Origin of the sequence: Corynebacterium sp. 212_CJEI (assembly GCF_001055915.1) — a bacterium.
Lineage (GTDB): Bacteria > Actinomycetota > Actinomycetes > Mycobacteriales > Mycobacteriaceae > Corynebacterium > Corynebacterium jeikeium_D.
The window spans coordinates 28,624-51,320 of the sequence record NZ_JVPT01000064.1 but is presented as its reverse complement, the minus strand read 5'-3'; the positions used below and the strand labels follow the sequence as shown (position 1 = coordinate 51,320).

Sequence of the window (22,697 nt, the reverse complement as noted above, 5' to 3'; positions counted from 1 at the left end):
CGAGCTACTCCACGGGCTTGGTTGCCGAGTGCAGCGCTGCGATACCGAAGGTGAGATTCTGCCAACCGGCATCCTCCCAGCCAGAGGCATTGATGTCGCGGGCAAGCTGCGGCTGGTTTGGCCAGGCGCGAATCGACTCCGCCAAGTACACGTAGGCCTCCGGGTTCGAGGAGACAACCTTGGCAATCTGCGGCAGTGCCCGCATCAGGTATTCCTTGTAGAAGGTGCTGAACACCGGCACCACAGGGGTGGAGAACTCACAGACTGTTAGCTGGCCTCCGGGCTTGGTCACGCGAGCTAGCTCAGCGAGGCCCGCCTTGTAGTCCACGATGTTGCGCAGACCGAAGCTGATGGTCACCGCGTCGAAGGTGTTGTCCGGGAATGGCAGCTTCATGCCGTCACCGCAGACCTTGGGAACATCGCGGTGTGCACCGGCCTTGAGCATGCCTCGGGAGAAATCACAGGCAACGACGTATGCGCCAGACTTTGCCAACTCCACTGATGAAACAGCCGTACCGGCGGCCAGGTCGAGGACTTTCTGGCCAGGCTGCAGGTTCAGGCGCTTTGCCGTGCGCACGCGCCAGTAGTGGTCAATGCCACCGGTGAGCACGGTATTAGTGATGTCGTAATTCTTCCCCACGCCGTCGAACATCGAGGCGACTTCGCTGGGATTTTTCGTTAAATCAGCCCTAGACACGATGTCCAGATTACGCGACCGACTTCTGACGCGTAGCAGCACCTGCACGGGAGGCATCAATCGCATCTGCTGCGACCTTGCTTGACGTCTCGGCCGCGGAAACCCCAGAAACCTCCTCGTAGTGGCGAACCAGGTCTGCACACAGTGCTTCCCAGGTGCGTTCGGTCACGGTGTCGCGGCAGCGGTTGCGCAGCTGCTTGCGTGCCAGCTCATCGTCGACGAGCAGTAGCTTGTCGACCGCCTCAGACAGATCGCGGGTGAAAGTCTTGGGTTCCAGCAGGTAGCCGTTGACGTCGTTGGTAATCAGGTCGCGCGGGCCGCCTGCGTTCGGAGCGATGGCCGGCACACCGGAGGCGTGGGCTTCCTGTACCGCCTGGCAGAAGGTTTCAAAGTCACCGGTGTGGACGAACACGTCCAGACTGGCGAATGCCGCTGCCAACTTATCGCCGGTGAGCTGTCCGGTAAAGACGGCATTCGGCATCTGCTTCTGCAGCTTCTGCAGCTCCGGGCCATTGCCGACAATGACCACCTGGATATCATCGCGGCCGTTCAGCGCTGCCAGCCGCTCCACAGACTTCTCCGCCGCGAGCCTGCCGACATAACCAACAATCGGCTTGCCCTCCGGGCTCCACTGCTTCCTGAGCTCTTCACTACGCTTTGTCGGAGTAAAGCGAACCGCATCAACACCGCGGCCCCAGCGGTAGACATCACGAATCTTGTGATCCTGCAGGTCCTCAATAGTCGGCGACGACGGCGCCAGCGTTCGGGCGCAGGAGTTGTGAATCACGCGCGTCCACAACCATGCGGCCGTGGAGAGCCCCGCCAACTTGTAGTTCTTGGCAAAACCCGCAACGTCCGTCTGATAGATGGCCACAGCCGGGATGCCCAGTGCCTTGGCAGTCAGCGCGCCCGCACCACCGAGCACAAATGGCGAAGCCAAGTGGACAACATCCGGCTTAAACTGCGTCAGCGCCGACGCTACCCGACGGTTCGGCACACCAATCGGTAGCGAATCAATCAACGGCACCATCACAGTGGGCACACGCTCAATGCGGTAGTCGCAGTAGAACTCTGCCTCTTCCTGCCAGTCCCGAGCACCCGGCGCAATCACCAGCGCCTCGTGTCCTTCACGGCGTAAGTGTTCCAACACCCGCAGCACGGAGTTTGTCACTCCATTGATGTTGGGCAAGAAGCTTTCAGCAATGATGGCAACGCGCATGGTGCTAGTTTTCCATCTCGTCGGAAAGCGAAAGTGACCCTCTGTTTACCTTTTGGGGATCTCTTTGTAAACGACGGGTTGCGCGCAACGACAACCACCACAACGGCGCGACGACGAGAAATGTAACCACAGCGATACTGGTCGCCGGGAGAAGTGACAGCGTCCATGTGCGCCCGGCGACGCGGACGACATTGGGATCAGTGCGGTCGTATTCGACGCGGACGCGCTGCCCCTCTTCCAGACCAACGGGATAGAGCAAACCGGTTGGTGGCGACTGAAAATCGCCATTCTCGTCGACGAAATCAACCGTGGTGCGAAGGAGCTCGACCGAGCGCACATTGGCTACGGACTGCCCCATGTTCGACTCGATATTGCGGTCATTAATGAAGCAGCCAACCACCATGGCCAGACACGACAACAGCAGGCAGATGATTACAAAAAGCAGTACCTGACGAAGGAGGCGCGGCCAATTGGCCAGGGCAGTTTTCCACTGCATGGCGGTCGCGACCTCCTATTTTTCTGTCCCTGATTGTTTCCAGCTCTGATTGGATGCTGCCGGCCGGCTAGTGCTTGTCCAGCACCCCAATCTCCGCATTGTATGCCAGCTTGTGGTGCAACTGCCGACGCGTCGCACGTGTGGTCGCCACCTCGATGACGCGGATGCCGTCGACATCGGTATCCGGGTGCAGCTGCGCGAGCAGATCTGGGAGGCGGTCGACACGCACGTGCTCGACTCCGTAAGCCTGGCAGATGCCCTCAAAGTCCACGTCCTGCGGCGTGCCGAAGATGCGCTCAAAGCTTCCCCGCAGAGCCGGGCTGCCCGCCTCCAGCGTCTCGAAAATACCGCCACCTGCATCATTGGCCACCACGATGGTGAGGTTTTCCGGCCTCGGCTCCAGCGGACCAATCGCCAACGCTGCGGAGTCGTGCTGGAACGTCAGGTCACCCATAAGTGCAATCGTCCGCGGCGGGCGGATCTCGTCGGCATGCTCGCGGTCGGACGCCAGCGCAATACCGATTGCCGTCGCCACCGTGCCGTCGATGCCCGCGGCACCTCGTCCCGCATACGTGTTCACACCCGGGAAAGGCAGGCCCGTGTACGACGCATCGCGCACCGGGTTCGACGCGCCCAGCACCACATTGTCACCCGTGCGCAGGCTGTCCGTCAGAGCCGCCGCCACATGAAATCCGGTCAGCGGTTCCTCCGCTTCAATCGACTCGGTAAGCGTCTCTCGCACGGACTTCACCGCCAACTCGCTGGCGGCCTCACAGATTTTCGTCCACTGCGGGTCCTGCTCCCCCACAGTCTGCACATGCCTAACGACGGCCCTTGCGTTCGCCGTCACATCCGGGAACTCCACCCCAAAACCGTGGTTTTCCGCTTCGGAGACAACGGTCAGCTCGATATCCGGATTGGCCAGCAGCTTAGAGATACCTCGGTGCAGCGTCGGCCTGCCGACCAACACAATCTGCTCCGGCGGAATCTGCGCGAAAGTGCCCGCCGCGAGCGGGTGCACCGGGTGCGCCGGCGCATATGCATTCGGCTCAGCGATGGTTGGCAAATCCTCCAGCGCCGGCAGGTGCGGGGCATTCGAACCCGCAATCACGAGTGTGCGGCGGCTGATGTCAATTGTGGCTGTGCTAGCCGCGTTGGCCGGGCCGGTTGCGGTGGCCGAGTTGGCTGCGATGGCGGCCGCGGCGACGTTGTTGCTGTTGGTAGGCGCAATCGTGGTCCAGGGGCCGCCATCGGCGCGGCCCTCGGGGATGTCGGCGACGGAGTCGTCGTCAGGCACGAGCGGTTCGACAAAACGGACGTTTAGGTGGCCGGCGCCGGATGCCATGGCGGCGACAACGCGATCAATGCGAGCGCGGATCTGCGCGGCGGTGGCCTTCATGACCGGGGCGGTGCCGTCCAGATCGAACTCGACGACGGAGGCATCAGCGAACAGGCGGTCCTGGACGATGGTCTGGTTCGCGCCAGTGCCTCGATAATGCGCGGGGCGGTCGGCGGTCAGTGCCAGCAGCGGAATGCCCGACGCGGTGGCTTCCACCATGGCGGGCACGAGGTTCGCCACTGCTGTGCCGGACGTTGTAATTACCGGGGTCACCTTGCGGGTGCGCGAGGCCAGGCCGAGGGCGAGGAAGGCCGCGGAGCGTTCATCGATGCGCACGTGTAGGCGAACCTTCGCCGCGTCAGCGGCCTGGACCAGAGCGCGGGCGAGTGGGGCGGACCGGGAACCCGGGCACACCACGGCATCGACCATGCCGAGACGCAGCAGCTCATCGACGATGAGGCCCGCTACCACTGCGGATGGGGCTTGTGTGGACTGGACGGCGTGAGTGGTTTCGGTCGCGCCGGTGTCCGGGTCTTGAGGGGTGTCCTGGTTATTGTTCACACTCAATAGGCTACTTGCCGGAAGTTACTGACTAGGTTTATGTCAGTTTGGAAGCCGTTTTTCGGGCTCAAAGTGTCATAAACCTAGTCACTTTCTTGGCGTTATAGATGGGCATACGCCGCGCGGAGGCGGTCAAACCACCAATCGCGGCGGGGGCCCGGCGCGGCGAGCTCGGTCAGGCGGGAAGGGTCGGGCGCGGGGTTGGTGACGGGCAGTCGGCCATCGATAAGTGGCCGGGGCTCGATGACGTCCTCGATAAACAGCGAGGACGTGGCCAAACCCGCCGCGTTCGGCTCCGGCTGCAGCTCGGTAGTAGGCAGGGCCGCCGCCGTGAACAAGCCGGCAGCCATGCCAATGCCGGTGTCCAACGCGCTGGCGACGGTCACCTTCATCGCCAGCTCCTCGGCCAACCGAAGCAAGCGGCGTGGCCCACCAAGTGGCGCGACCTTCATTACGCCCACGTCAGCCGCCTGTTCGCGCGCAACCAAATACGGATCCTCAGCCTTGCGGATTGACTCATCGGCCGCAACCGGGCAAAAGTCCCCCACTGCGTCGCGGACCTGCCGCAGCTCGGCGACAGTCGCAACGGGCTGTTCCATATACTCCAGCGGGTCCAACTCATGAGCGGCGCGGATGGCCTGCTCCACCGACCAGCCACGGTTCGCATCCACCCGCACCACAGGTTCATAGCCATAGGCTTCGGCCACCGCGGTGCGGACGGCGGCTACGCGCTCGATGTCGTCGTTAAGCGATTGGCCGCTCTCTGCGACCTTGACCTTGAACGTGCGGCACCCGGGGTAACGCCCCACGACCTCCGGCACCTGCTCGGGTGTGATGGCGGGGATGGTGGCGTTGACCTCGACAAACTCGCGCTTCGGGGTGGGCAGGCCAACGTATGCGCATTCGATGGCCGAGCGCAGCCACGCGGCAGCTTCGGGTGCCTCGTACTCCAGGAAGGGAGCGAACTCTCCCCAGGTGGCGGGGCCGTCGATGAGGAGCGCCTCGCGAGTGGTGACGCCACGGAATTTCACTGCCATGGGCAGAGCCACGACGTGGGCGCGGTCGAGGATGTCGTCGATTGGCGGAAGCTGGATGTTGGGCGCAGCGGACACACACATACCCCTCATGCTAGAGACCTTTATGCTGGAAGCCATGACTGATACCGCGAAGTACTCGACCGATAACCCCTTCCGCCCCGAGCAGTGGAAGACGGTTGATGGTTTTGAGGATTTGACCGACATCACCTACCACCGCCACGTCGGCGAGGGCCGCGAAAACGGCATTGTGCGTATTGCGTTTGATCGCCCGGAGGTTCGTAACGCATTCCGCCCGCATACCGTCGATGAGCTCTACCGCGCGCTCGACCACGCGCGTCGCACCCCGGATGTCGGCGTTGTGCTGCTGACCGGTAACGGCCCGAGCACCAAGGACGGTGGCTGGGCATTCTGTTCGGGTGGTGACCAGCGCATTCGCGGTCGTTCCGGCTACCAGTACGCCACATCCCACGAGCATGACGACGCTACCGCGGACGCATCCACCATCGATACCGCGCGTGCCAAGGTCGAGGGTGGCCGCCTGCACATCCTGGAGGTGCAGCGCCTGATTCGCACTATGCCGAAGGTTGTCATTGCCGTGGTCAATGGTTGGGCCGCAGGTGGCGGACACTCCCTGCACGTGGTGTGTGACCTGACACTGGCATCCCGCCAGGAGGCCCGCTTTAAGCAGACCGACGCTGACGTGGGATCTTTCGATGCCGGCTATGGCTCGGCCTACCTGGCGAAGCAGGTTGGTCAGAAGTTTGCCCGCGAGATTTTCTTCCTCGGCCGTTCCTACGACGCTGAGACCATGCACCGCATGGGCGCTGTCAACGAGGTCGCCGACCACGCTGAGCTGGAAGATGTCGCGGTGGAGTGGGGCCGCATGATCAACGGTAAGTCCCCAACGGCGCAGCGCATGCTGAAGTTCGCTTTCAACCTGACCGATGACGGACTGATGGGCCAGCAGGTCTTCGCGGGCGAGGCTACTCGCCTGGCGTACATGACCGACGAGGCCGTCGAGGGCAAGGAAGCGTTCCTGGAAAAGCGTGACCCGAACTGGGACGAGTTCCCGTTCTACTACTAGGGGCAGTTAGGGGGGGGCGCCGGCTGGGGCGCTCGTCGGGCCCTGCACTTTAGCGCTCATTCGTGGCTGTAGAACAGCCGAGAGCGTGCGCTACAGTCACGGGTCTGCGCTAGAGTGCCTCCGACGCTTCGACCGCCAGCCCGCCATTGCGAGTCGGGAGCACCGCACCTTCTACCTGATAAACCTCTCGCAGCATAGCTTCATTAATGACCTCTGCCGGAGGCCCTGCACTGCTGACCCGACCATCGGCTAGAACAACCACATGTTCGCAAAAGCGCGCCGCTTGCCCCAGGTCATGAAGTGTCATCACTACCGCGCAGGGCAATTCCCGCGCACACTTGCGTACCTGCCCGAGAAGCATCAATTGGTTACGCAGGTCGAGTGCGCTGGTGGGCTCGTCGAGAAGCAATACCCGAGGTCGTCGCACAACCGCCTGCGCAAAACTCACCAACTGCCGCTGTCCCCCAGACAACTCAGACATCAGCCGCGATGACAACGCAACCAACCCAAGTCGTTCAATGGTGGCCTGCACTTCTGCCCGCACTGTGGATCCGACACGCAGTGCGGAAAACCCAGAAAACGACTGTTGCCGGGCAAGCAGGACGCTTTCGTACACGGTCAATGAGCTCAGCGGCGGAGGGTCCTGTGGCAAATATAGAGATCTTTCAGCACGTACCTGCCCCGAGCAGTTTTCAAGGCCCGCCAAACACCTCAGCAGTGTCGATTTGCCAGCTCCGTTGGGACCGACCAACGCAGTCACGCTTCCCATCGGAAGAGGCCCAACGTCGACATTGTGCAGGACATGATGGCCGTCGTAAGCAAAAGACACTCCTCGCGCGCTAAGAGCGGACGATTCTGGAGGGGTTTCGCCGAGGGGTTTACCGTCAGGTTTACTGGGGCTGTCGTGATGACCATGTACAGCGTCGTTCCCGACAAAGCGACTTGCCTTTAGCCAACCCACATTTTCCTCCTCTGGCCAGCGATAATCGCGACAAATACGGGCACTCCTACAATTGCGGTAATAATGCCTACGGGAAGAATTACACCCGGTTGAATCACCTTCGACACTGCCGATGCCGCAACCAGAAGCAGCGCCCCTACCAAAGTCGAAGCAGTAAGAAAATAACGTTGATCTTCGCCTACCAATAAGCGCGCAACGTGTGGGCCGACGAGACCGATAAATCCAATCGTACCGGCCATCGACACAGCGGTTGCCGCCATAAAGGACACCACGATAAGGGTCAGCGCACGCAGTCGATCAACGTCTACGCCAAGGGCTTTTGCGCGGTCATCGCCCATCCGGAATGCAGTCAGCGACCAGGCATTGAGGTAAAAGAAGAGTAGCCCCATCACGAATATCACCGCGAGCAACGCAATCTGCGTCCAGTTCGAGCGGGTGAGACTGCCCATCGTCCAGAACACAACCTGTTCCAACTGCGTCTCCGAGGCCAGGTATTGCATCAGGGCCAGTAGAGCGTCGAAAAAGAATACAATCGCGATACCGAGGAGAATCATCCCCTCGACTCCTGGGCCACGAAATCGGGAAAAGAGCAGAATCGCAGCGCAGGCCAGCATCGCGAACACCCACGCAGTCCCGGCCATCCCCAGCACCGCACCGATTCCCTCAGAAGCGAAGCCGGTGACCACAGCCAGGGCAGCACCGAATCCGGCCGCCGCTGACACGCCCAGGGTGTACGGCTCGGCCAGGGGATTTCCCAGAATTGTCTGCATTTGTGAGCCCGCCGCTGCCAGCGTCGCTCCGACGAGCACTGCAGTCACGGTCATCGGAAGCCGAATGTCGAAAACAATCTGGTGGTCAATGGGTCGCGCACCAACCGGATGGGTCAATGTATGCAAAACTTCGCTGGCAGGCATGCTACCGCCACCGAGTAGAAAGTCAGCAAGCGATGTCAAAGCCAACACCACAGTAATCAGAGCGATTATCACCCACTTCTTCCGTGCTGCGCGCTGATACCAGTGAAAAGTTGACTGCACCATTACTCTATCAGGGCTGACTTCCTGCTCCCCGCGAACGGCGTCTCCGCTCCCCTGCGTTGTTGCCAGGTTTCCGTGCGAAACTTGCATGTTCGACATCACTCCAGCCCAGTCCAGAAGGTGCCCGAGGCCTCGATTGGCAGGAACTTATCGTGCAGGTCCTGTACCTCTCGTTCAGTGTCAATGTCGCCGAACAAGTCCGGGTGCATGGCCTTTGCAAACATCTCGACTGCCAGGAAGTTATATGGCGAATCGTAAAAATGATGCCATGCGACGAAAGTACGCTTACTTTTCACCGCGTCGACTTCACGCACAGCGGGTTGCTTACCGACGACATCGTGAAGGGCCTTTTGCGCCTCTTCCTTCGATTCCGAGTAACCCAGCGGTACGTAATTTCCTTCCTTGACCGGAGTCTTACCCTGATCCCAGTCTGCGCCTGTGGCAATGATGACTTCAGGATTCTTCCCGGCCAATGCCTCTGGCGATACCTGCCCTTGCTTCGCATCAATCATTTCGTCGCCAAGGTTTAGTCCACCGGCAAAATTGACAATCTGCGCCAGGTTGGACTTGGCGAAGGTTGAGCAGCAGTCAAAGTAACCGGGTGCTCGCCACAGGAATGTCGGTGTCGGTGCTGGTTTCTTCTCGGCAAGGCGGTCAGCGACCTTGTTGACCTTCTTCTCGTAGTAGTTGATAAAGTCTTCCGCCTGCTTTTCACGCCCCAGCAGTTGTCCCATCATTCGAATACTGGGCTCGGTGTTTTTCACTGGGTCAATGAAGTAGTCGACAGTCACCGTCGGCACGCCTGCCTTTTCTAATCCATCAACGATTCCAGCATCTTTAGCCGCGTCGAAGACACCCGCATTTACTACGAAGACATCGGGTCGGGACTCCAGAGCCTGTTCCAGCGACATAGTGTTGTTGTAAATCTCGCCTGTGGTCGGGATGTCCTTGATTTTGGGGAACTTCTCAACGTAGCGGTCGTAAGTGGCTTTGTCGTTTTCCTTCAGGTCCTCTGGCCAGGCAACGATCTTGTCAGTTGGATTGTCTGGGTTCAGAAGCGCCGTCGTGTAAAGCATCTTCTGCCCGCCCATCAGGATTCGCTCGACATTCTGCGGGACTTTAACTTCGCGTCCTAGCGCATCGACGACGGTACGCTTCTCACTGCTAGCGGATGCGTCTCCATTTCCATCTGAGCAAGCGGCGAGAAGGACGAGCGACATGCATAGGAGTACCGCGAAAAGCACCCTTGCGGGGAAGTCACGCAGTAGCACGCTTGGAGTAAGAGGAGAACTAACCTTCATTTTCTTCTTTCCGGAGCAGGCGGTCAGTCGACCGCATATTCAGCTCCTCGGATCCCCTTCGGTAGAGGGAAAACGTCATCTTTACGTGGATGGTTCAGACTATTTCTGGATGGGTGTTACGAAGCTTCGGCCGTCACACGGAACTAGTGGGTTGCAGGTGACGCTGCAGAGCGCGGTAAAGCAGAGCAGCGGTCGTGGAAAAGCCAAGGATGAGCCCAACCCAAACGCCATATCCTTCCCAACGAAGGCCAAGGCCAAGAATCAGGAGAGCTGGAACCCCCACCGCCCAGTAGCCCCAAAGGGTCGCACTGAGACCCGACTTCGTGTCGCGCAGCCCACGAAGGAGCCCCACCAGCACGTTCTGGGAGCCTTTAGCGAACTGCTGAAGCACGGCAAGGCACAACAAGATTGTCGCTATATGGCGTACATCGGGATTGGCACTAACGTTGGAATCAGTAAGGAACAGTCCAACGACGTACTTGCCCAGTAGCAACCAGAGCAAACCGACGACGGCAAGATAAATACCCACTGCGTGCAAAACCCGACGTGATACCTGTTTGACTGCCTCGGCACCATCCGCTAATGCACGGCTGACCAGTATAGATCCTCCGTGCGAGAAGCCGATACATACTTGGTAGACGATATAAGCGAGTTGGTTAACAACGGTGTGCGCTGCCAGCATGACTGGGCTAACCAGGCCCATCGCTAGACCTGCGATAGTAGTAATCGCAGCTTCAGAGCCGTAGGTAAGCGAAACTGGAATCCCAAGCCGAATAATGCGCCTCATGCATGCTGCGTCGCCGGGCCTCGGAATGACCGCGAAGAATTTCCGTAGCTGACGGTCTCTTTGCAGCAAGCCAGCAAAGGACAGCAGGGTAAAAACCTGGACGCAGGTGGTCGACAGACCGATGCCCACCAGTCCCCATGCAGTTCCCCATTCATTGACACTTGTTAGCCGGAGGAATCCAGCGTTGAGAGCAGCGTTGACAACGATGGAGATGAGCGTAACCACCAGCAGAGAGCCCGGCCGACGCATGCCGACTGCAAACTGCCGCAGGACATTGAGCCAAATCATCGGGATAAGGCCTGGTGCAAGCGCGACCGTCATCGAGAACGCTAGCTCGGCAACAGTGTCGTCGATGGGCAAGATGAGTGCAAGCGCACCAAATGAAATCACGATGAGGCCACCAATGATTGCAGTTGCGGTACCGACGGCCATGCAACTGCGTACCGCTTGGCGGATTCGCTCAGCCGCAACTTCCTCGCCTGTCTTTTCCCACTCCGACGCGGCCTCGGCTACTAGGTTGCCTCCGGCGGTGACCATACCGACACACATGGTGCGAATCTGGTTGTAGAACTGCATTGCGAGTCCGCCGCCGGCAATTGCCACTACACCGAGGGTCTGCAGCATCAGCACATCGGTCGTGGTTAGCGCAACCCCCGCTAGCTGAACGCCCGCGATGGGTAGCGCAAGCGAATAGACATCACGGTAGGACACGGTTTGCTGGCCAATTGCACGAGCTGGATTTATCACCCGGCCACCTCGAAGGAACTAGCAATGGCACGAGAATCACCATAGGCTCTGAGCATTCGCGAAACTTGACGCTCCATAACTTCTGAATACAAATGATTTTTCTGAAGCCAATCAGTATCAAAAATTGTGTCGAGATATTTCTCACCAGCATCACAAACAATGACGACCATTGTTGTTCCTGCCTGAAACTCGTGTAGATGACGCAAACCTTCGTAGATTGCAGCACCTGCTGTGCCTCCAACCATGAGCCCATGTTCCCTAGCCAACACTCGGGCCACAGCGAATGCCTTGACATCGCTAACTTTGACTCCATGGTCGATGAGGTCGTAGCGGGAGTTCGCGAGGCTCCAACTTTTTGGCAGTCCATTAGCGCGTATGGCATGCCGCTTTCATCGTCGTAGAGACTAATGGTGGTGTAGTACTTATCTGGGTTGTCGCTTCCGTGGCGATAAGAGGTCTTGTATCCAACGAGATCACGGTTGGCATCAAAACCGAGCATCGAAAAAGCAATCGAGTCCCGGCTCTCAACCGGTAAGTCAATCATCATTTTTGTCGGGCACTGCGAGGAACCTTCCGCGAATGCCAAGTATCCATCTTCTACTGCACGGATAACCAGCGAAGGTTCGAGTTCGATATCTTCCAAGTCCGATCGGGTCAAAAGTCGAAGCTTTGGAGTTTTTGAATCAATCAATAGAAGTCCTTCAAGCAAGTAACGATTGATAGCCAACCATTCAACCAACAAAAGGAGAGCCTACACTACCTGTCATAGGTATGGCTACCCTAATTCCTAAATTCTATCGGCAATCACAGGCAGTGAAGGTTCAATGACTCCAAGCTGGGCGCTAAGCAATATCGCTACTCTAAGGCGACGACGCCGTCGCACACGGCGGCGAGAAGCCTGTGTTCATGGCTAATCATGAGAACACCGCCGCCAGATACGGCGAAATCCCGGATGACCTCGACGATTGCCGCGGAGTTGGCGGCGTCGAGCATGGCGGTCATCTCGTCGCAGATGAGGTAGCGTGGACCGGCGGCCAGGGTGCGAGCGACTGCGGCACGCTGGAGCTGCCCGTCTGAGACCTGGCTAGGGAAGCGATCGAGAAGGTCCGGAGTCAGCCCAACGTTTCGGATGAGCTCGTCGATGTCCACACTTTTCCCGGTTCGCTGACCATCCCGCCGCCCTTGCCGCCCCTGTCGTGCGGCTGAGCGAATGGTGCGCCCCAAAGTCATCCGCGGGTCGCAGGACCTTCGGGGAGACTGAAACACCATCCCAATCTGGCCACGAACCCGCTGCCCGGCGCGGCTGCGCACAGCGCCGACCGGCACCCCGTCGCAGAAGCACTGCCCTAAATCGGGCACTTCCAGGCCTGCGAGGATACGGCCGAGCGTGGACTTGCCAGCCCCCGAAGGCCCACGAAGCCCGACGATCTGCCCTGGATCAACCCTGATGGAAACGTCCGATAAAACGACTCTCGCAGAGCCGTCCTTGGCGCCGAATGACTTCGACACGTTCTCGGCGACCAGCGCTTTGCCACTCGCCTGCGCGTCACAGCTCACCGAAGCCTGCTCACTCACCAACGCCTTACTCACCACAGCCTCCTCGTTCATTTCCCCGCCTCCTCGAGCCTGCGCGCGTAGCAATAGTCCTCGTCCAGGTTCGTCAAGCTCGGCACCACGCCGGGCATCGGCCGCATGCCGTTTTCGGGCAGCGCTGCGAGCAGATCGCGCATGTATTCGCTGGCTGGGGCCTCAATCACCTGTTTTGCCGATCCCGTCTCCTCAAGGCGCGATGCGTACATCACTGCAACTCGGTCGGCGATGCCGCTATCGCGCAGCTCGGAAATGTCGTGCGTAATTAGCATGACTCCCACACCACTGTCGGCGATTTGGCGAAGCATGCGCAGCAGGGCCATGGTCAGGTCGGGGTCGAGGGAGGCCGTCGGCTCGTCAGCAATCACCAGAGCAGGGTCGCCAGCCAGGGCGAATGCCACTGCTGCGCGCTGCGCCATACCCCCGGAAAGTTCGTGGGGATACAGCGCCGCGACCTCCGCATCCAGGCTGACTCGCCGCAGCATCTCCTCCACCGTGTGGTTGCGCCCCAGAACGGAAATTGTTTCTTTTAGCTGTGCCCCGACCGTGCGCACCGGTGTCAAAAACGTCGCCGCCGACTGCGGTACTAGCGCGATTTGCCGCCCCGCCAGCTCCTCGTCAGTGCGAGCAAGGCCCGCGCCGGTACGTCGCCGCGCCAGAATTTCGATGGGCTCGGCGTTCCTCTCCGCTTCTGCACCACTGTCAGCTGCCCCTTCGCGCGGATAGAAACGCACCTGCCCCTCTACTCTCGCGTGCGGCGGCAGCATGCCAACCACCGCCGAGGCAATAATCGACTTTCCGCAGCCCGACTCACCCACAACCGCGACGACCTCTCCCCTACCCACAGTCAGGGACACGCCCGTCGCGGCATGCACCACGTCACCACCGCGCAGGGGAATCCGCACTGTCAGTCTCTCAATGTCCAGCAGCTTCTCTCGCTTGCCGACGCCCTCCCGAGCACTCACACCAGCACCTCCTGTCCGGTCACCCGCTCCTTCAAATGCGTGCCGACGGCCGCAATACACAACGTTGTGGCGACGAGGAAAAACGAGGGAAACACCAAAATCCACCAATGGCCGAGAAGCAGGGCGCCCTCGGCGTCGGCAAGCAGAGTCCCGAGAGACGGCTTGTGCGGCGGCAGGCCCACCCCAAGGAAAGACAGCGTCGACTCGTGCCAGATTGCGTGCGGGATCAGCAAGATAAGGCCGACCAAGGACTGCCCCAGTGCCGCCGGAACAACGTGCCGAGCTAGCACGCGTGCGCGGCTCATTCCGGACAGGAGCGCGGCCTCGACGAACTCGGCGCCCCGCAGATGCAGCACGGACGCACGGACCGTTCGGGTGATGGTCACCCAGTGCGTCAGTACCAGGGAGATGATGATTGCGGGGACCGAGCCTCGGAAAAGGCTGACGATGAGCAGCCCCAGTAGCAGGTGCGGCAGCGCGTTGGTGACGTCGGCGCTGCGCATAATGACGCGGTCGACGCGCCCGCCGAGCATGCCTGCGGTAACGCCGAGGACGATACCGACGATCGCCGAGCACACTGCCGTGACCAGTGCAATGAAAAGGGAAATGCGCATTCCCGCAGCAACTCGAACGAAAACGTCGTGCCCCTTCGAATCGGTACCGAAGAAGTGCTCAGGCCCCGGGGCGACACCGGAATTGGCAAAGTCGGTGAGCACCAGGTCGGAGTCGTGAAACAGCGGAGTTAAAAAGGCGTAGGCAGCGATGAGGACCAGGCACGCCACGGCCACGACCGGGGCGACCGGCCTCTTTGTCGTTTTAAGCATCTGCATCCACCCGTGGGTCGAGGACGACGAAGGCGACGTCGGCAAGCAGATTTCCGAGCAGGACGATAGCCGTCGTCGCGATAGTGAGAATGCTCAGCAGCGGAAAGTCCAAGCTCTGAGCCGATTTGACCAGCGCGGTTCCGAGCCCAGGCCACGCGAAGACCGCCTCCACCAGTGTCGATCCGACGACCAGCTCAGACAGTCGCGCGCCGATGAGCGCGAGGAAAGGCGGCACTGCGGTCGGCAGGATATGGGAGAAAATAATCGTTCGGCGCGGAATGCCGCGGACCTGCGCTCCGGTGACCGCGCCGGAGTCCATGACCTCGACGATGGACTCACGCAACGACAGCACCAGCCACGGCACCTGCGTAATCGCAAGAACGACAGCTGGCAGCGTAAGGTGCGCCACCGTAGAGGAGAAAGTCACGGGCTCGCCCGGGTAGGTCAGGCCTCCGGTGGGAAATAGCTTCCAGGCCAACGCAAAAAGGCCGAGGCCGCCGAGTGCAACGACGAAGGGCGGGGTCGCCTGAATCACCGTCGAGATCGACAGGACTAGCCGGTCTAGCACTCCCCCGCGCCGCACCGCAGCCCACAGTGCCAGAACGAATGACAGCGCGATAGCTCCGGCAAGTCCGCAGGCGCCGAGCAGCATCGTCCACGGCAGACGCTCGGCGAGCACCTGCGTCACCGGCTGTGAGTAGGACCTCGAAATGCCAAGGTCGCCCACCGCCAGGCCCTGCAGCCACACCAACCACGACTCCCACCAGGGCCTATCCAGCCCCAACTGGTGAGAAATCGAGACTCTCTGCGCTTCGGTCAGGTTGCCCGCCTGACCTTTGAGATACGCATCCAAAGGGTCGAAGGGGCTCACCGCCGCCAGCGCGAACACTGCTGCCGTCACCGCCACAACGATGGGAACGGCTACCAGCACTCGCCTCACGACGATTCCTGCGACCTGCCGTTTCCGGCTCTTGAAACGGGGTTGATGCTCAGAGGGGTGTAGACGCGGGTGTGAGTGCGGGCGCGAGCGAGGGTGAGGACGTGGGTGTGGCTCGGCTTTTGTCATTTACTTGTGCCATGCCCCCAGGTTGAACCACGGGCCGAAGTTCAGGCCGTGGGCATGGGGCTCAAGGATGGCATCCGGGTGCGTGTAGCCACGGTCGCGCTCGACATAGACATGGTCAACGTAGACCAGCTGCAGCATGGCGGGCTTTTCGGCGTAGAGCTTCTGAATCTTACGGTAGAGCTCGTCTCGCTTGGCCTGGTCCGCTTCGACGCGCGCCTGGTCGAGCAGCTTGTCGATCTCCGGGTTGACGTAGTCGGAGCCGTTATCCCACTTGGCACCGGCACCCGGCTCAGCGTACTTGGAGTGCAAGATTGAGTAGATCTGGCCGTCGACGGAGTACGGGGTACCGCCTCCTCCCAGCATGACCGGGGTCTTGGCGTAGTCCTCGCGGGTGACAGACTTGGAATCACGGGCGACCGGATTGACCTCAATGCCGACCTTCTTCAGGTCGGAGGCTGCGGCCAACGTCAGGTCTGTGCGGGCGTGATCGCGGTTCGGGAAGTAGATGACATCGAACGCGGCGCGCTGGCCGTCCTTGACGCGGATGCCGTCCGAGCCCTTCTTCCACCCGGCGTCGTCGAGAAGCTTCTCGGCCTTCGCGGTGTCGTGCTTGATCTCGGCGGTCGGGTCGTAGGCGTCGCCGTAGAAGTCCGCGAGGAAGGTGGAGTTCGGCTTCGCGTGGCCCTTCATCACGTCTTTCGCCATGGCCTCACGGTTGACAGCCAGGTTGACCGCATTGCGGATTGCCTGGTCACCGGTGACCGGGTTGCCCGCTGGAAGGGTGATTCCGCGCCAGTCCGCCGAATGCGCCGACTCGACCTTGAATCCCTCCTGGCCTTCAAATTCCTGCGCCAACGCCGGCTCCATAATGGTTCCGTCGCCCTCGCCGCCGCGCAGCTGCTGAGCACGGGAGTTTTCGTCCTGATTGACTCGGTAAATGACTTTCTTCAGCTCAGGGGCCCCGCCGTGATAATCCTCGCGGGCCGTGAAGATGGCCTCGTCGGCACGCAAAGATTCGAGCTTGAACGGGCCAGTTCCCACGGGCTTGGTATTGAGATCTGAGTCCTCGGCGGGCTTCAAATCATCGAAGTTGAAGGCCTCCGACGGGGCGATGCCGTTGAGGAGCTGGTGATCGAATTCCGCGTACGGGATATTCAGCTCGAAGACGACCTTGTCTCCGTCGGCGTGCACCTCATCGAGCATTTCCCAGTTCGGAGCCTCAGAGGAGGCCGAGCGCTCGTCGAGGATGGCCTTGTAGGTCGCCACGACGTCCTCCGGCCCGAAGGTGGTCCCGTCGGAGAAGGTGATTCCGTCCTTGATTGGAACGGTCCACGTTTTGTTGCCATTGCTCGGCTCGGCGGGGCCGGAGGCTAGCAGAGGCTCAAAGTCGACGGGCTTCGTGGAGGTGTCACCCGACACCGGCTTGAGCCGGAAAAGGCCCTCGTAGACCGGGGAATCGCCGGACCTGCTGTAACCAGCAACCGGGTTGTATCCGCCGGTTTCGTTGTTATCCAGCAGGACCAGGGTCTGCTCGGCGCTGGCGCCGGAGTCCCCGGCGGCACCGGAGGCGGACTTATCATCGGGGTTCGAACAGGCGGTCAACCCGAGGCCACAAATCGCAAGTGCAGAGACCGAGACAGCCAGGGTTCGCCCCGTGCGGGTAGAAAACATTTACTCCCCTTTATTGAAGGATAGGCACAACTAAGTAGTAACCGTTTTCATTATCTACTCATTGGAAACTTTATTTCAATGGTTCAAAATCTTTTCTTCTTGTTGCGCAAATGTTTAGAACCCAGGTAAAAGGCAGAAAAATCCCGAAGACCTGGTACGACGATGGCGGCAACACATAAGTGCTGCCGCCATCGACTCCCCCCATATTCGCTTATAAAGCGCTACGCTACCTTCGTAACCTCAAAACGCTGCTCCGGGTGGACGTAGGCCTCCTGCGCACGAACGAGCTCCAGCTCGCCAGAGCCGGACTCGTGCGTGACCTTTAGCAGCTCAAAGATGCTGGCCGCGGTGTTGCCCAACGCGACCGACAGGTCACCGTCAATACCGCGACCGCGCAGCAGGTTGCCCGCAAACAGCGCAGCCGTGACATCGCCGGAGCCGTTGCGCTTTAGCGGCAAGTATGGCGTCGCCACCAGCCATGCGCCCGAGCCGTTGACGGCGAGCATCTCAATCTCGCCCTCCTTGCGCTCCGGACGCAGCACGCTGGTGACCAGCACGGCCTCCGGGCCCATCTCACGAGCAGCATGGGCTGCCGCAATGGTGGACTCCAGGTCGTTGACCTCGCGGCCCGTCAGGTATCCCAGCTCAAACTGGTTCGGCGTAATCACGTCTGCCACCGGCACAACCTTGTCGCGCAGCAGCGGCGGAATGTCATCCGAGACGTGGCAGCCGCTCTTGGCATTTCCCATCACCGGGTCACACGAGTAAATGGCCTTCGGGTTGCGCTGCTTGGCCATCGCCACGGCCTCGATGATGACATCCGCAATATCGCTACCGCCCTGGTAACCGGAGATAATCGCATCGACGTCGTCAAGCTTGCCCAGCTCATCGATACCCTTGATAACCTCGCGCACATCCGTGGCCGGAATCATCGGGCCGCGCCACTGGCCGTAGCCGGTGTGGTTGGAGAAATCGACGGTGTGGACCGGCCACACTTCAAAACCTGCGCGCTGCAGCGGGAAAACGGCAGCGGAGTTACCCACATGGCCGTAGCTCACATGCGACTGGATGGACAGGATCGAGGGCACGCGGTTGAACTCCGCGACGGCTTCAGCTGCCTTTTCGGTAGGGGCCTGATTTTCGCTCATACCGTCTATATTGCAACGGATGCGCGAAAATCCCATATTCCCCTAGTAGGCGCTGGGGCGACGTCGGCTGGCTTTGAGCTCGGATCTGCGCTGCTTCTGCGCTTTACGACGGGCAATCGAGGCCCGACTCGGTCGAGTCCGCCGGCGCTTCGGAGGCGGTGGCTGCACGGCTTCCCGGATGAGATCGGCAAGGCGACGCCGGGCTTCCGCGCGGTTGCGTACCTGGGAGCGCTGCGTGGTGACCGACACGGTGAGTGTCGTGCCGTCGAGGCGGTGGCTGAGGTTCTGGAGGGCGCGGCGGCGGTGGACGTCGGAAAGCACGCTGAGCTCGGCAATATCGACCGATAGCTGCACCTTGGAGTCGGTGGTGTTAACGCCCTGACCGCCCGGTCCGCCGGAGCGCGCGAAGCGTTCGGTGAGCTCCGCCACGGGGATGACGAGGCCCTTTGGGATGCCGGGACCTGGTGGGATGTTCAGGGGTTTCATGATGGCCAGTGTAGAGGGCGCGTTTGTAATCAGGGCGCGTTTCCTCTAATCCGCTGTTAAACAACAAATGCTCATCTAAGCTGACGAATAACATTTATCCACTTATAAAAACAGCAAGAAAAGGCAGGATTGAGACACCATGGATACTTGTGATTCCCCGTCCATTTTTATCTCCGGCGGCGCACAGGGCATTGGCCGCGCGGTGGCCGAGAAGTTCCTGGCTGCAGGCTGGACCGTAGGTGTCTACGACATCAACGAGGACGCCCTGGCGAAGCTCAAAGCTGAGCGCCCGGAGGTAATCGTCGGCAAGCTGGACGTGACGGACTTTAAGCAGTGGGAGGACGCGCTTGCGGACTTCACCTCCCACACCGGCGGCAAGCTGACAGTGCTGGACAATAACGCGGGCATCATCGGCGATGGCGATATCACCGACCAGTCGCCGGAGATTATTCGCGCGCAGGTGGACATCAACTGCACCGGCCTGACACTGGGCGCGAAGGCGGCGCACCCGTACCTGAAGCGCACCAAGGGATCTCACCTGGTCAACATGGGTTCGGCTTCGGGTATCTACGGTCAGCCGCACATCGCGCCGTACTCCGCGTCGAAGTTTTACGTCTCGGGTCTGACGCAGGCTCTGGATCTGGAATGGCGCAAGGACAAGATTCGCGTCGTCGCAATCATGCCGCTGTGGGCGAAGACCAAGCTGGCGGACGTTTCCGCTGGTTCGACCCGCCGTCTTGGCGTGCGCATCACACCGGACCAGGTCGCTGATGCCGTATGGAAGGCAACGCACCCGCAGAACTTCATCGAGCGCCAGCGCCACTTCTACTCGGTGTCAGCAGCGGACTTCATCCTGCGCTACCTGGGCAAGATTGGCCCGCAGTTCCTGTCCCGCCCGGTTAACGCAATCATCGCGGGTTAGCAGGCAAACTAGACCTATGCTCTTTGATCAACTCCCGCGCGACGATGCCCGCATCACGCCGGGAGTTGTTCATCTGCCGGGGTGGCTTCCACTGGACCGGCAGGCCGGCATCATCACGCAACTCCGCGACATCGCCCGCGACGTTGCCGGCACTCCCCTGGCTATGACTCGCCCGCGGCTCAAAAGTGGTCAGATGCAAGTCTTCATGCTGCACCTCGGCCGCATGTGGGCCACAAATCCGTACCGCTACGTCACGCACGCAGGCGGCGTTCGCGTCCCGCCTGTGCCTGACAATCTGCTACAGCTCGCCACCGAAGCACTTCGTGCCGCCGCGCTTTACGACGAATCCCTCAGCCAGTGGCCCGCCACTTTTCGGCCCGACATGGCGTTGGTCAACTACTACCCACCCGGGGCCACCATGGGGATGCACCAGGATCGCAACGAAAACTCCCCTGCCCCAATTGTGTCGCTCTCTATCGGCGACGAGGCCCTGTTCCGCATTGGCGGGACTGAAAACCGCAACAAGCCCTGGGATGACGTGACTCTCGCCAGCGGGGATGTGATCGTGTTTGGTGGCCCCAAGCGGCTTGCGTTTCACGGTGTGCCCAAGACTCGTCCGGGCACTCTGCCGGAGAGGTGCGGGCTTAAAGAGGGCCGCATCAATATCACTTTTCGACAAGTGGAAAACTCACACTAAACCACGCAAGTCACCGACCGCTAGCCTAGACACATGCAGCGCACCGCTTCCTCCATGCACGCACAGTCTGCAACCACGCAGACTCCTGCCCCACTCGACTGGCGCGGCCGGGTGCGTTTCTTTGTCGGCTCGTTCCCAGCTGCCGACCTCGCTATTGCGGCTACCTTCCTGCTGTGCTGCTGGTTGAGCATGACACCGCTACTTACTTATGGCCCGAGCTTCACTTATGTCACCAATGTGATTCTGTCCTCGATGATTGCCGGAGCCGCAGCGTTTCGTCGTAAAGCAGTGCGCGCATCGTTTGTGGTTACGTACAGTGCCCTAGCGGGCCTCGCCTTGCTAGTGTGGCTATCCCCGGTGAACCTTGGGCTAGACCCTATTATTGTTTCCGCCCCACTATCGTTATGGGCTGTGACCAGGTGGGAACAGAATCGCACCTGGGGCATAGTTGGGCTCTTTTTAGGGTTGATTGGCAGTTTCCTCAACCCAGCGGTTCCAGCCTTCGGTTTTACTCCGGAACGGCTGTTGGTCTTCGGTCTGCCCGCGGTGCTCATCACGGCGAGCGCGTACGCAGTGCCGCTGTGGCTCCGAATCAACGCCGAGGAACATGCCGCGGAGTTGGAAAACGTCGTGGCGCTCAACAAGCTGGAGTTGTCCAGGGAGCTTCACGACGTCGTGGGGCACGGACTCACCTCTATTAAAGTTCAGGCCCAAACCGCGCTGTACCTGGCGGAGATGAATGACTCACGAGCGGAACGCGCTGCTGAAAAGACCACGCTGGAAGGTATTGCCCAGACTGCAGCACGATCGTTGCGGGATGTGCATGCACTTGTTGATGCGCTACGTGAAGGCGGCGAGATTAGCGCTGACCCGAATGATATTCCGCGTCTGGTTGCGGCTACCTGTCCGCCGGGGCGCGATGTATCAGTGACTCTGCCGGAGTCTTATGCGGCGCTGACGGATTGGCCGCTTGCGAAGCGTTTGACTTTGGTGCGGGCCGTTGCGGAGTTGGCTGCGAATATGGCTAAGCACTCATCGAGTGCTGGTCAGTTCACGTTGACGATTGAGTCGCCTACTGAGTCGCCTATTGCCCCATCTGCCGATGCCGATATCAGCCCGGCGCGGGTTCATTTGATAACCGTAAACCGGGCTAAGAATGAGTTCGCGAAGCACGGAAAACGCACCGGCGCTGGGCTGATTGGCCTGAATGAGCGCGTGGCGGAGCTGGGTGGCGAAATGACTTATGGTGAAAGCGACGGCATGTTCCGCGTCAGCATTCAGCTATAAGTGGTTTGGCCAAAGCAGGTCTAACTATTGACACTGCATAGAAAGACGAGCAATGGGTGTAATTCGAGTTTTAGTCGCTGAAGATCAAGCGCTGATTCGGCAGTCTTTTGCGCAACTTATTGATGCCCACCCACAGATGAAAGTCATTGGTGCCGTGGGCGATGGTGCTGAGGCTGTACGTCTTGCCTCCGGCTCGGATGTGGTCGTCATGGACATTCGCATGCCTGTGATGGACGGTATCGAGACCACGCGGCAGATCGTGCGAGGGGAATCGTCCGGAGGCGCGACTCACGCATCCGCTCCGAAAGTCCTGGTACTGACCACTTTCCGCGAAGAACACCTGGTGCTCGGAGCTTTAGAGGCTGGTGCCGCAAGCTTTTTACTCAAAGACTCCGATCCCCGCGAGCTACTTTCAGCCATTATGCGCATCCACCGTGGTGAAGGAGTCATCGATCCGAAGGTGACACCGATGGTGTTGCGACACGTTTCACCGCGCACAACCCTTTTCGAGCAGCCAGCAAGCGCATCCTCGGCACATGGCGCTGGCTCAGACCCCACCGACGCAGGACCCCAGTTCACACCCCGCGAACAGGAGATTTTGGACCTCGTCTGCCAAGGGCTTTCCAATGATGAGATCGCTCGCAGGTTGGTGGTCGCCACGACGACCGTGAAAACCCATGTGAAAGCCCTGTTGACCAAGACGGGCTCACGCAGTCGTGTGAATCTTGTCATTTGGGCTGCGAAAAACGGGCTGCTGTAGCTTCTCCTCGCTATCGCC

At 60.3% G+C, this 22,697-nt stretch carries 23 protein-coding genes; 6 read left to right on the top strand and 17 right to left on the bottom strand.

The window, feature by feature from the left end:
- Positions 1-4 precede the first annotated feature (4 nt).
- The 5 genes from ADB02_RS08425 to ADB02_RS08405 all read right to left on the bottom strand — a co-directional run bounded on the left by ADB02_RS08425 (position 5) and on the right by ADB02_RS08405 (position 5,439).
- Positions 5-697 carry a demethylmenaquinone methyltransferase gene (locus tag ADB02_RS08425; RefSeq protein WP_049190594.1) on the bottom strand — a complete coding sequence of 231 codons (693 nt, stop codon included), beginning with the start codon at positions 695-697 and terminating at the stop codon, positions 5-7.
- 10 nt (positions 698-707) lie between these two features.
- The gene (locus tag ADB02_RS08420) at positions 708-1,916 is read right to left on the bottom strand and encodes a glycosyltransferase family 4 protein (protein WP_049190593.1); all 1,209 of its coding nucleotides are present in this window, start codon (positions 1,914-1,916) and stop codon (positions 708-710) included.
- A gap of 4 nt (positions 1,917-1,920) precedes the next feature.
- Complete coding sequence (locus ADB02_RS08415; protein WP_049190590.1) at positions 1,921-2,412, bottom strand: DUF3592 domain-containing protein; 492 nt, start codon at positions 2,410-2,412, stop codon at positions 1,921-1,923.
- 67 nt (positions 2,413-2,479) lie between these two features.
- Positions 2,480-4,312 carry a 2-succinyl-5-enolpyruvyl-6-hydroxy-3-cyclohexene-1-carboxylic-acid synthase gene (gene menD / locus ADB02_RS08410; RefSeq protein ID WP_049190588.1) on the bottom strand — a complete coding sequence of 611 codons (1,833 nt, stop codon included), beginning with the start codon at positions 4,310-4,312 and terminating at the stop codon, positions 2,480-2,482.
- Positions 4,313-4,413: 101 nt separating this feature from the next.
- A complete protein-coding gene (locus tag ADB02_RS08405) occupies positions 4,414-5,439 on the bottom strand; it encodes an o-succinylbenzoate synthase (protein WP_049190586.1) in 1,026 nt (341 codons plus the stop codon).
- Between the two features lie 13 nt (positions 5,440-5,452).
- Here ADB02_RS08405 and ADB02_RS08400 point away from each other — a divergent pair, with 13 nt between their 5' ends.
- Positions 5,453-6,433 (top strand): 1,4-dihydroxy-2-naphthoyl-CoA synthase, encoded by a 981-nt coding sequence (locus ADB02_RS08400; RefSeq protein WP_016422029.1) that lies wholly within the window; start codon positions 5,453-5,455, stop codon positions 6,431-6,433.
- Positions 6,434-6,542: 109 nt separating this feature from the next.
- On the opposite strand, the gene ADB02_RS08395 is transcribed toward ADB02_RS08400, so the two are convergent.
- From ADB02_RS08395 to ADB02_RS11355, 5 genes are all read right to left on the bottom strand, one after another.
- Complete coding sequence (locus tag ADB02_RS08395) at positions 6,543-7,202, bottom strand: ABC transporter ATP-binding protein (protein ID WP_080969612.1); 660 nt, start codon at positions 7,200-7,202, stop codon at positions 6,543-6,545.
- Between the two features lie 179 nt (positions 7,203-7,381).
- Positions 7,382-8,431, bottom strand: a complete 1,050-nt coding sequence (locus ADB02_RS08390) for a FecCD family ABC transporter permease (RefSeq protein ID WP_042389120.1) — start codon at positions 8,429-8,431, stop codon at positions 7,382-7,384.
- 95 nt (positions 8,432-8,526) lie between these two features.
- On the bottom strand, positions 8,527-9,648 hold the full coding sequence (locus tag ADB02_RS08385; RefSeq protein WP_224783767.1) for an ABC transporter substrate-binding protein: 1,122 nt from the start codon (positions 9,646-9,648) through the stop codon (positions 8,527-8,529).
- A 214-nt stretch (positions 9,649-9,862) separates the two neighbouring features.
- Positions 9,863-11,263: an MATE family efflux transporter gene (locus ADB02_RS08380; protein ID WP_065421727.1), complete on the bottom strand. Its 1,401-nt coding sequence runs from the start codon at positions 11,261-11,263 to the stop codon at positions 9,863-9,865.
- Positions 11,260-11,508, bottom strand: a complete 249-nt coding sequence (locus ADB02_RS11355; RefSeq protein ID WP_241482443.1) for a hypothetical protein — start codon at positions 11,506-11,508, stop codon at positions 11,260-11,262. Before ADB02_RS11355 ends, ADB02_RS08380 begins: the two co-directional genes overlap by 4 nt.
- A gap of 6 nt (positions 11,509-11,514) precedes the next feature.
- Between ADB02_RS11355 and ADB02_RS11790 the strand changes: the two genes are divergently transcribed.
- A complete protein-coding gene (locus ADB02_RS11790; RefSeq protein ID WP_241482441.1) occupies positions 11,515-11,664 on the top strand; it encodes a hypothetical protein in 150 nt (49 codons plus the stop codon).
- Positions 11,665-12,118: 454 nt separating this feature from the next.
- On the opposite strand, the gene ADB02_RS08370 is transcribed toward ADB02_RS11790, so the two are convergent.
- The 7 genes from ADB02_RS08370 to arfB all read right to left on the bottom strand — a co-directional run bounded on the left by ADB02_RS08370 (position 12,119) and on the right by arfB (position 19,013).
- The gene (locus ADB02_RS08370) at positions 12,119-12,871 is read right to left on the bottom strand and encodes an ABC transporter ATP-binding protein (protein WP_016422021.1); all 753 of its coding nucleotides are present in this window, start codon (positions 12,869-12,871) and stop codon (positions 12,119-12,121) included.
- The gene (locus tag ADB02_RS08365) at positions 12,868-13,818 is read right to left on the bottom strand and encodes an ABC transporter ATP-binding protein (protein ID WP_053087287.1); all 951 of its coding nucleotides are present in this window, start codon (positions 13,816-13,818) and stop codon (positions 12,868-12,870) included. The genes ADB02_RS08370 and ADB02_RS08365 overlap by 4 nt, the downstream gene beginning before the upstream one ends.
- Positions 13,815-14,642 (bottom strand): ABC transporter permease, encoded by an 828-nt coding sequence (locus ADB02_RS08360; RefSeq protein WP_016422019.1) that lies wholly within the window; start codon positions 14,640-14,642, stop codon positions 13,815-13,817. The genes ADB02_RS08365 and ADB02_RS08360 overlap by 4 nt, the downstream gene beginning before the upstream one ends.
- Complete coding sequence (locus tag ADB02_RS08355) at positions 14,635-15,582, bottom strand: ABC transporter permease (RefSeq protein WP_016422018.1); 948 nt, start codon at positions 15,580-15,582, stop codon at positions 14,635-14,637. The genes ADB02_RS08360 and ADB02_RS08355 overlap by 8 nt, the downstream gene beginning before the upstream one ends.
- Positions 15,583-15,708: 126 nt before the next feature.
- The gene (locus ADB02_RS08350; RefSeq protein ID WP_016422017.1) at positions 15,709-17,379 is read right to left on the bottom strand and encodes an ABC transporter substrate-binding protein; all 1,671 of its coding nucleotides are present in this window, start codon (positions 17,377-17,379) and stop codon (positions 15,709-15,711) included.
- A gap of 221 nt (positions 17,380-17,600) precedes the next feature.
- The gene (gene pdxY, locus ADB02_RS08345) at positions 17,601-18,527 is read right to left on the bottom strand and encodes a pyridoxal kinase PdxY (protein ID WP_241482440.1); all 927 of its coding nucleotides are present in this window, start codon (positions 18,525-18,527) and stop codon (positions 17,601-17,603) included.
- 42 nt (positions 18,528-18,569) lie between these two features.
- Positions 18,570-19,013 carry an alternative ribosome rescue aminoacyl-tRNA hydrolase ArfB gene (arfB, locus tag ADB02_RS08340; protein ID WP_049190581.1) on the bottom strand — a complete coding sequence of 148 codons (444 nt, stop codon included), beginning with the start codon at positions 19,011-19,013 and terminating at the stop codon, positions 18,570-18,572.
- 139 nt (positions 19,014-19,152) lie between these two features.
- Here arfB and ADB02_RS08335 point away from each other — a divergent pair, with 139 nt between their 5' ends.
- The 4 genes from ADB02_RS08335 to ADB02_RS08320 are packed head-to-tail and all read left to right on the top strand — an operon-like array spanning position 19,153 to position 22,679.
- Positions 19,153-19,935 carry an SDR family oxidoreductase gene (locus ADB02_RS08335; RefSeq protein WP_049190577.1) on the top strand — a complete coding sequence of 261 codons (783 nt, stop codon included), beginning with the start codon at positions 19,153-19,155 and terminating at the stop codon, positions 19,933-19,935.
- Between the two features lie 16 nt (positions 19,936-19,951).
- On the top strand, positions 19,952-20,632 hold the full coding sequence (locus ADB02_RS08330; protein WP_048759276.1) for an alpha-ketoglutarate-dependent dioxygenase AlkB family protein: 681 nt from the start codon (positions 19,952-19,954) through the stop codon (positions 20,630-20,632).
- Between the two features lie 33 nt (positions 20,633-20,665).
- The gene (locus tag ADB02_RS08325; RefSeq protein ID WP_049190573.1) at positions 20,666-21,919 is read left to right on the top strand and encodes a sensor histidine kinase; all 1,254 of its coding nucleotides are present in this window, start codon (positions 20,666-20,668) and stop codon (positions 21,917-21,919) included.
- 52 nt (positions 21,920-21,971) lie between these two features.
- On the top strand, positions 21,972-22,679 hold the full coding sequence (locus ADB02_RS08320; protein ID WP_049190570.1) for a response regulator: 708 nt from the start codon (positions 21,972-21,974) through the stop codon (positions 22,677-22,679).
- Positions 22,680-22,697 lie beyond the last annotated feature (18 nt).

What these genes read in the sequence shown, in the direction of transcription:
- ADB02_RS08420 (WP_049190593.1), bottom strand. Translation starts at nt 1,916, where the DNA reads ATGCGCGTTGCCATCATTGCTGAAAGCTTCTTGCCCAACATCAATGGA.
- ADB02_RS08415 (WP_049190590.1), bottom strand. Translation starts at nt 2,412, where the DNA reads ATGCAGTGGAAAACTGCCCTGGCCAATTGGCCGCGCCTCCTTCGTCAG.
- ADB02_RS08405 (WP_049190586.1), bottom strand. Translation starts at nt 5,439, where the DNA reads ATGAGGGGTATGTGTGTGTCCGCTGCGCCCAACATCCAGCTTCCGCCA.
- ADB02_RS08400 (WP_016422029.1), top strand. Translation starts at nt 5,453, where the DNA reads ATGCTGGAAGCCATGACTGATACCGCGAAGTACTCGACCGATAACCCC.
- ADB02_RS08395 (WP_080969612.1), bottom strand. Translation starts at nt 7,202, where the DNA reads ATGGGAAGCGTGACTGCGTTGGTCGGTCCCAACGGAGCTGGCAAATCG.
- ADB02_RS08390 (WP_042389120.1), bottom strand. Translation starts at nt 8,431, where the DNA reads ATGGTGCAGTCAACTTTTCACTGGTATCAGCGCGCAGCACGGAAGAAG.
- ADB02_RS08385 (WP_224783767.1), bottom strand. Translation starts at nt 9,648, where the DNA reads ATGTCGCTCGTCCTTCTCGCCGCTTGCTCAGATGGAAATGGAGACGCA.
- ADB02_RS11355 (WP_241482443.1), bottom strand. Translation starts at nt 11,508, where the DNA reads ATGGTTGGAGGCACAGCAGGTGCTGCAATCTACGAAGGTTTGCGTCAT.
- ADB02_RS11790 (WP_241482441.1), top strand. Translation starts at nt 11,515, where the DNA reads ATGTTCCCTAGCCAACACTCGGGCCACAGCGAATGCCTTGACATCGCT.
- ADB02_RS08370 (WP_016422021.1), bottom strand. Translation starts at nt 12,871, where the DNA reads ATGAACGAGGAGGCTGTGGTGAGTAAGGCGTTGGTGAGTGAGCAGGCT.
- ADB02_RS08360 (WP_016422019.1), bottom strand. Translation starts at nt 14,642, where the DNA reads ATGCTTAAAACGACAAAGAGGCCGGTCGCCCCGGTCGTGGCCGTGGCG.
- ADB02_RS08350 (WP_016422017.1), bottom strand. Translation starts at nt 17,379, where the DNA reads ATGTTTTCTACCCGCACGGGGCGAACCCTGGCTGTCTCGGTCTCTGCA.
- pdxY (WP_241482440.1), bottom strand. Translation starts at nt 18,527, where the DNA reads ATGAGCGAAAATCAGGCCCCTACCGAAAAGGCAGCTGAAGCCGTCGCG.
- arfB (WP_049190581.1), bottom strand. Translation starts at nt 19,013, where the DNA reads ATGAAACCCCTGAACATCCCACCAGGTCCCGGCATCCCAAAGGGCCTC.
- ADB02_RS08335 (WP_049190577.1), top strand. Translation starts at nt 19,153, where the DNA reads ATGGATACTTGTGATTCCCCGTCCATTTTTATCTCCGGCGGCGCACAG.
- ADB02_RS08330 (WP_048759276.1), top strand. Translation starts at nt 19,952, where the DNA reads ATGCTCTTTGATCAACTCCCGCGCGACGATGCCCGCATCACGCCGGGA.
- ADB02_RS08325 (WP_049190573.1), top strand. Translation starts at nt 20,666, where the DNA reads ATGCAGCGCACCGCTTCCTCCATGCACGCACAGTCTGCAACCACGCAG.
- ADB02_RS08320 (WP_049190570.1), top strand. Translation starts at nt 21,972, where the DNA reads ATGGGTGTAATTCGAGTTTTAGTCGCTGAAGATCAAGCGCTGATTCGG.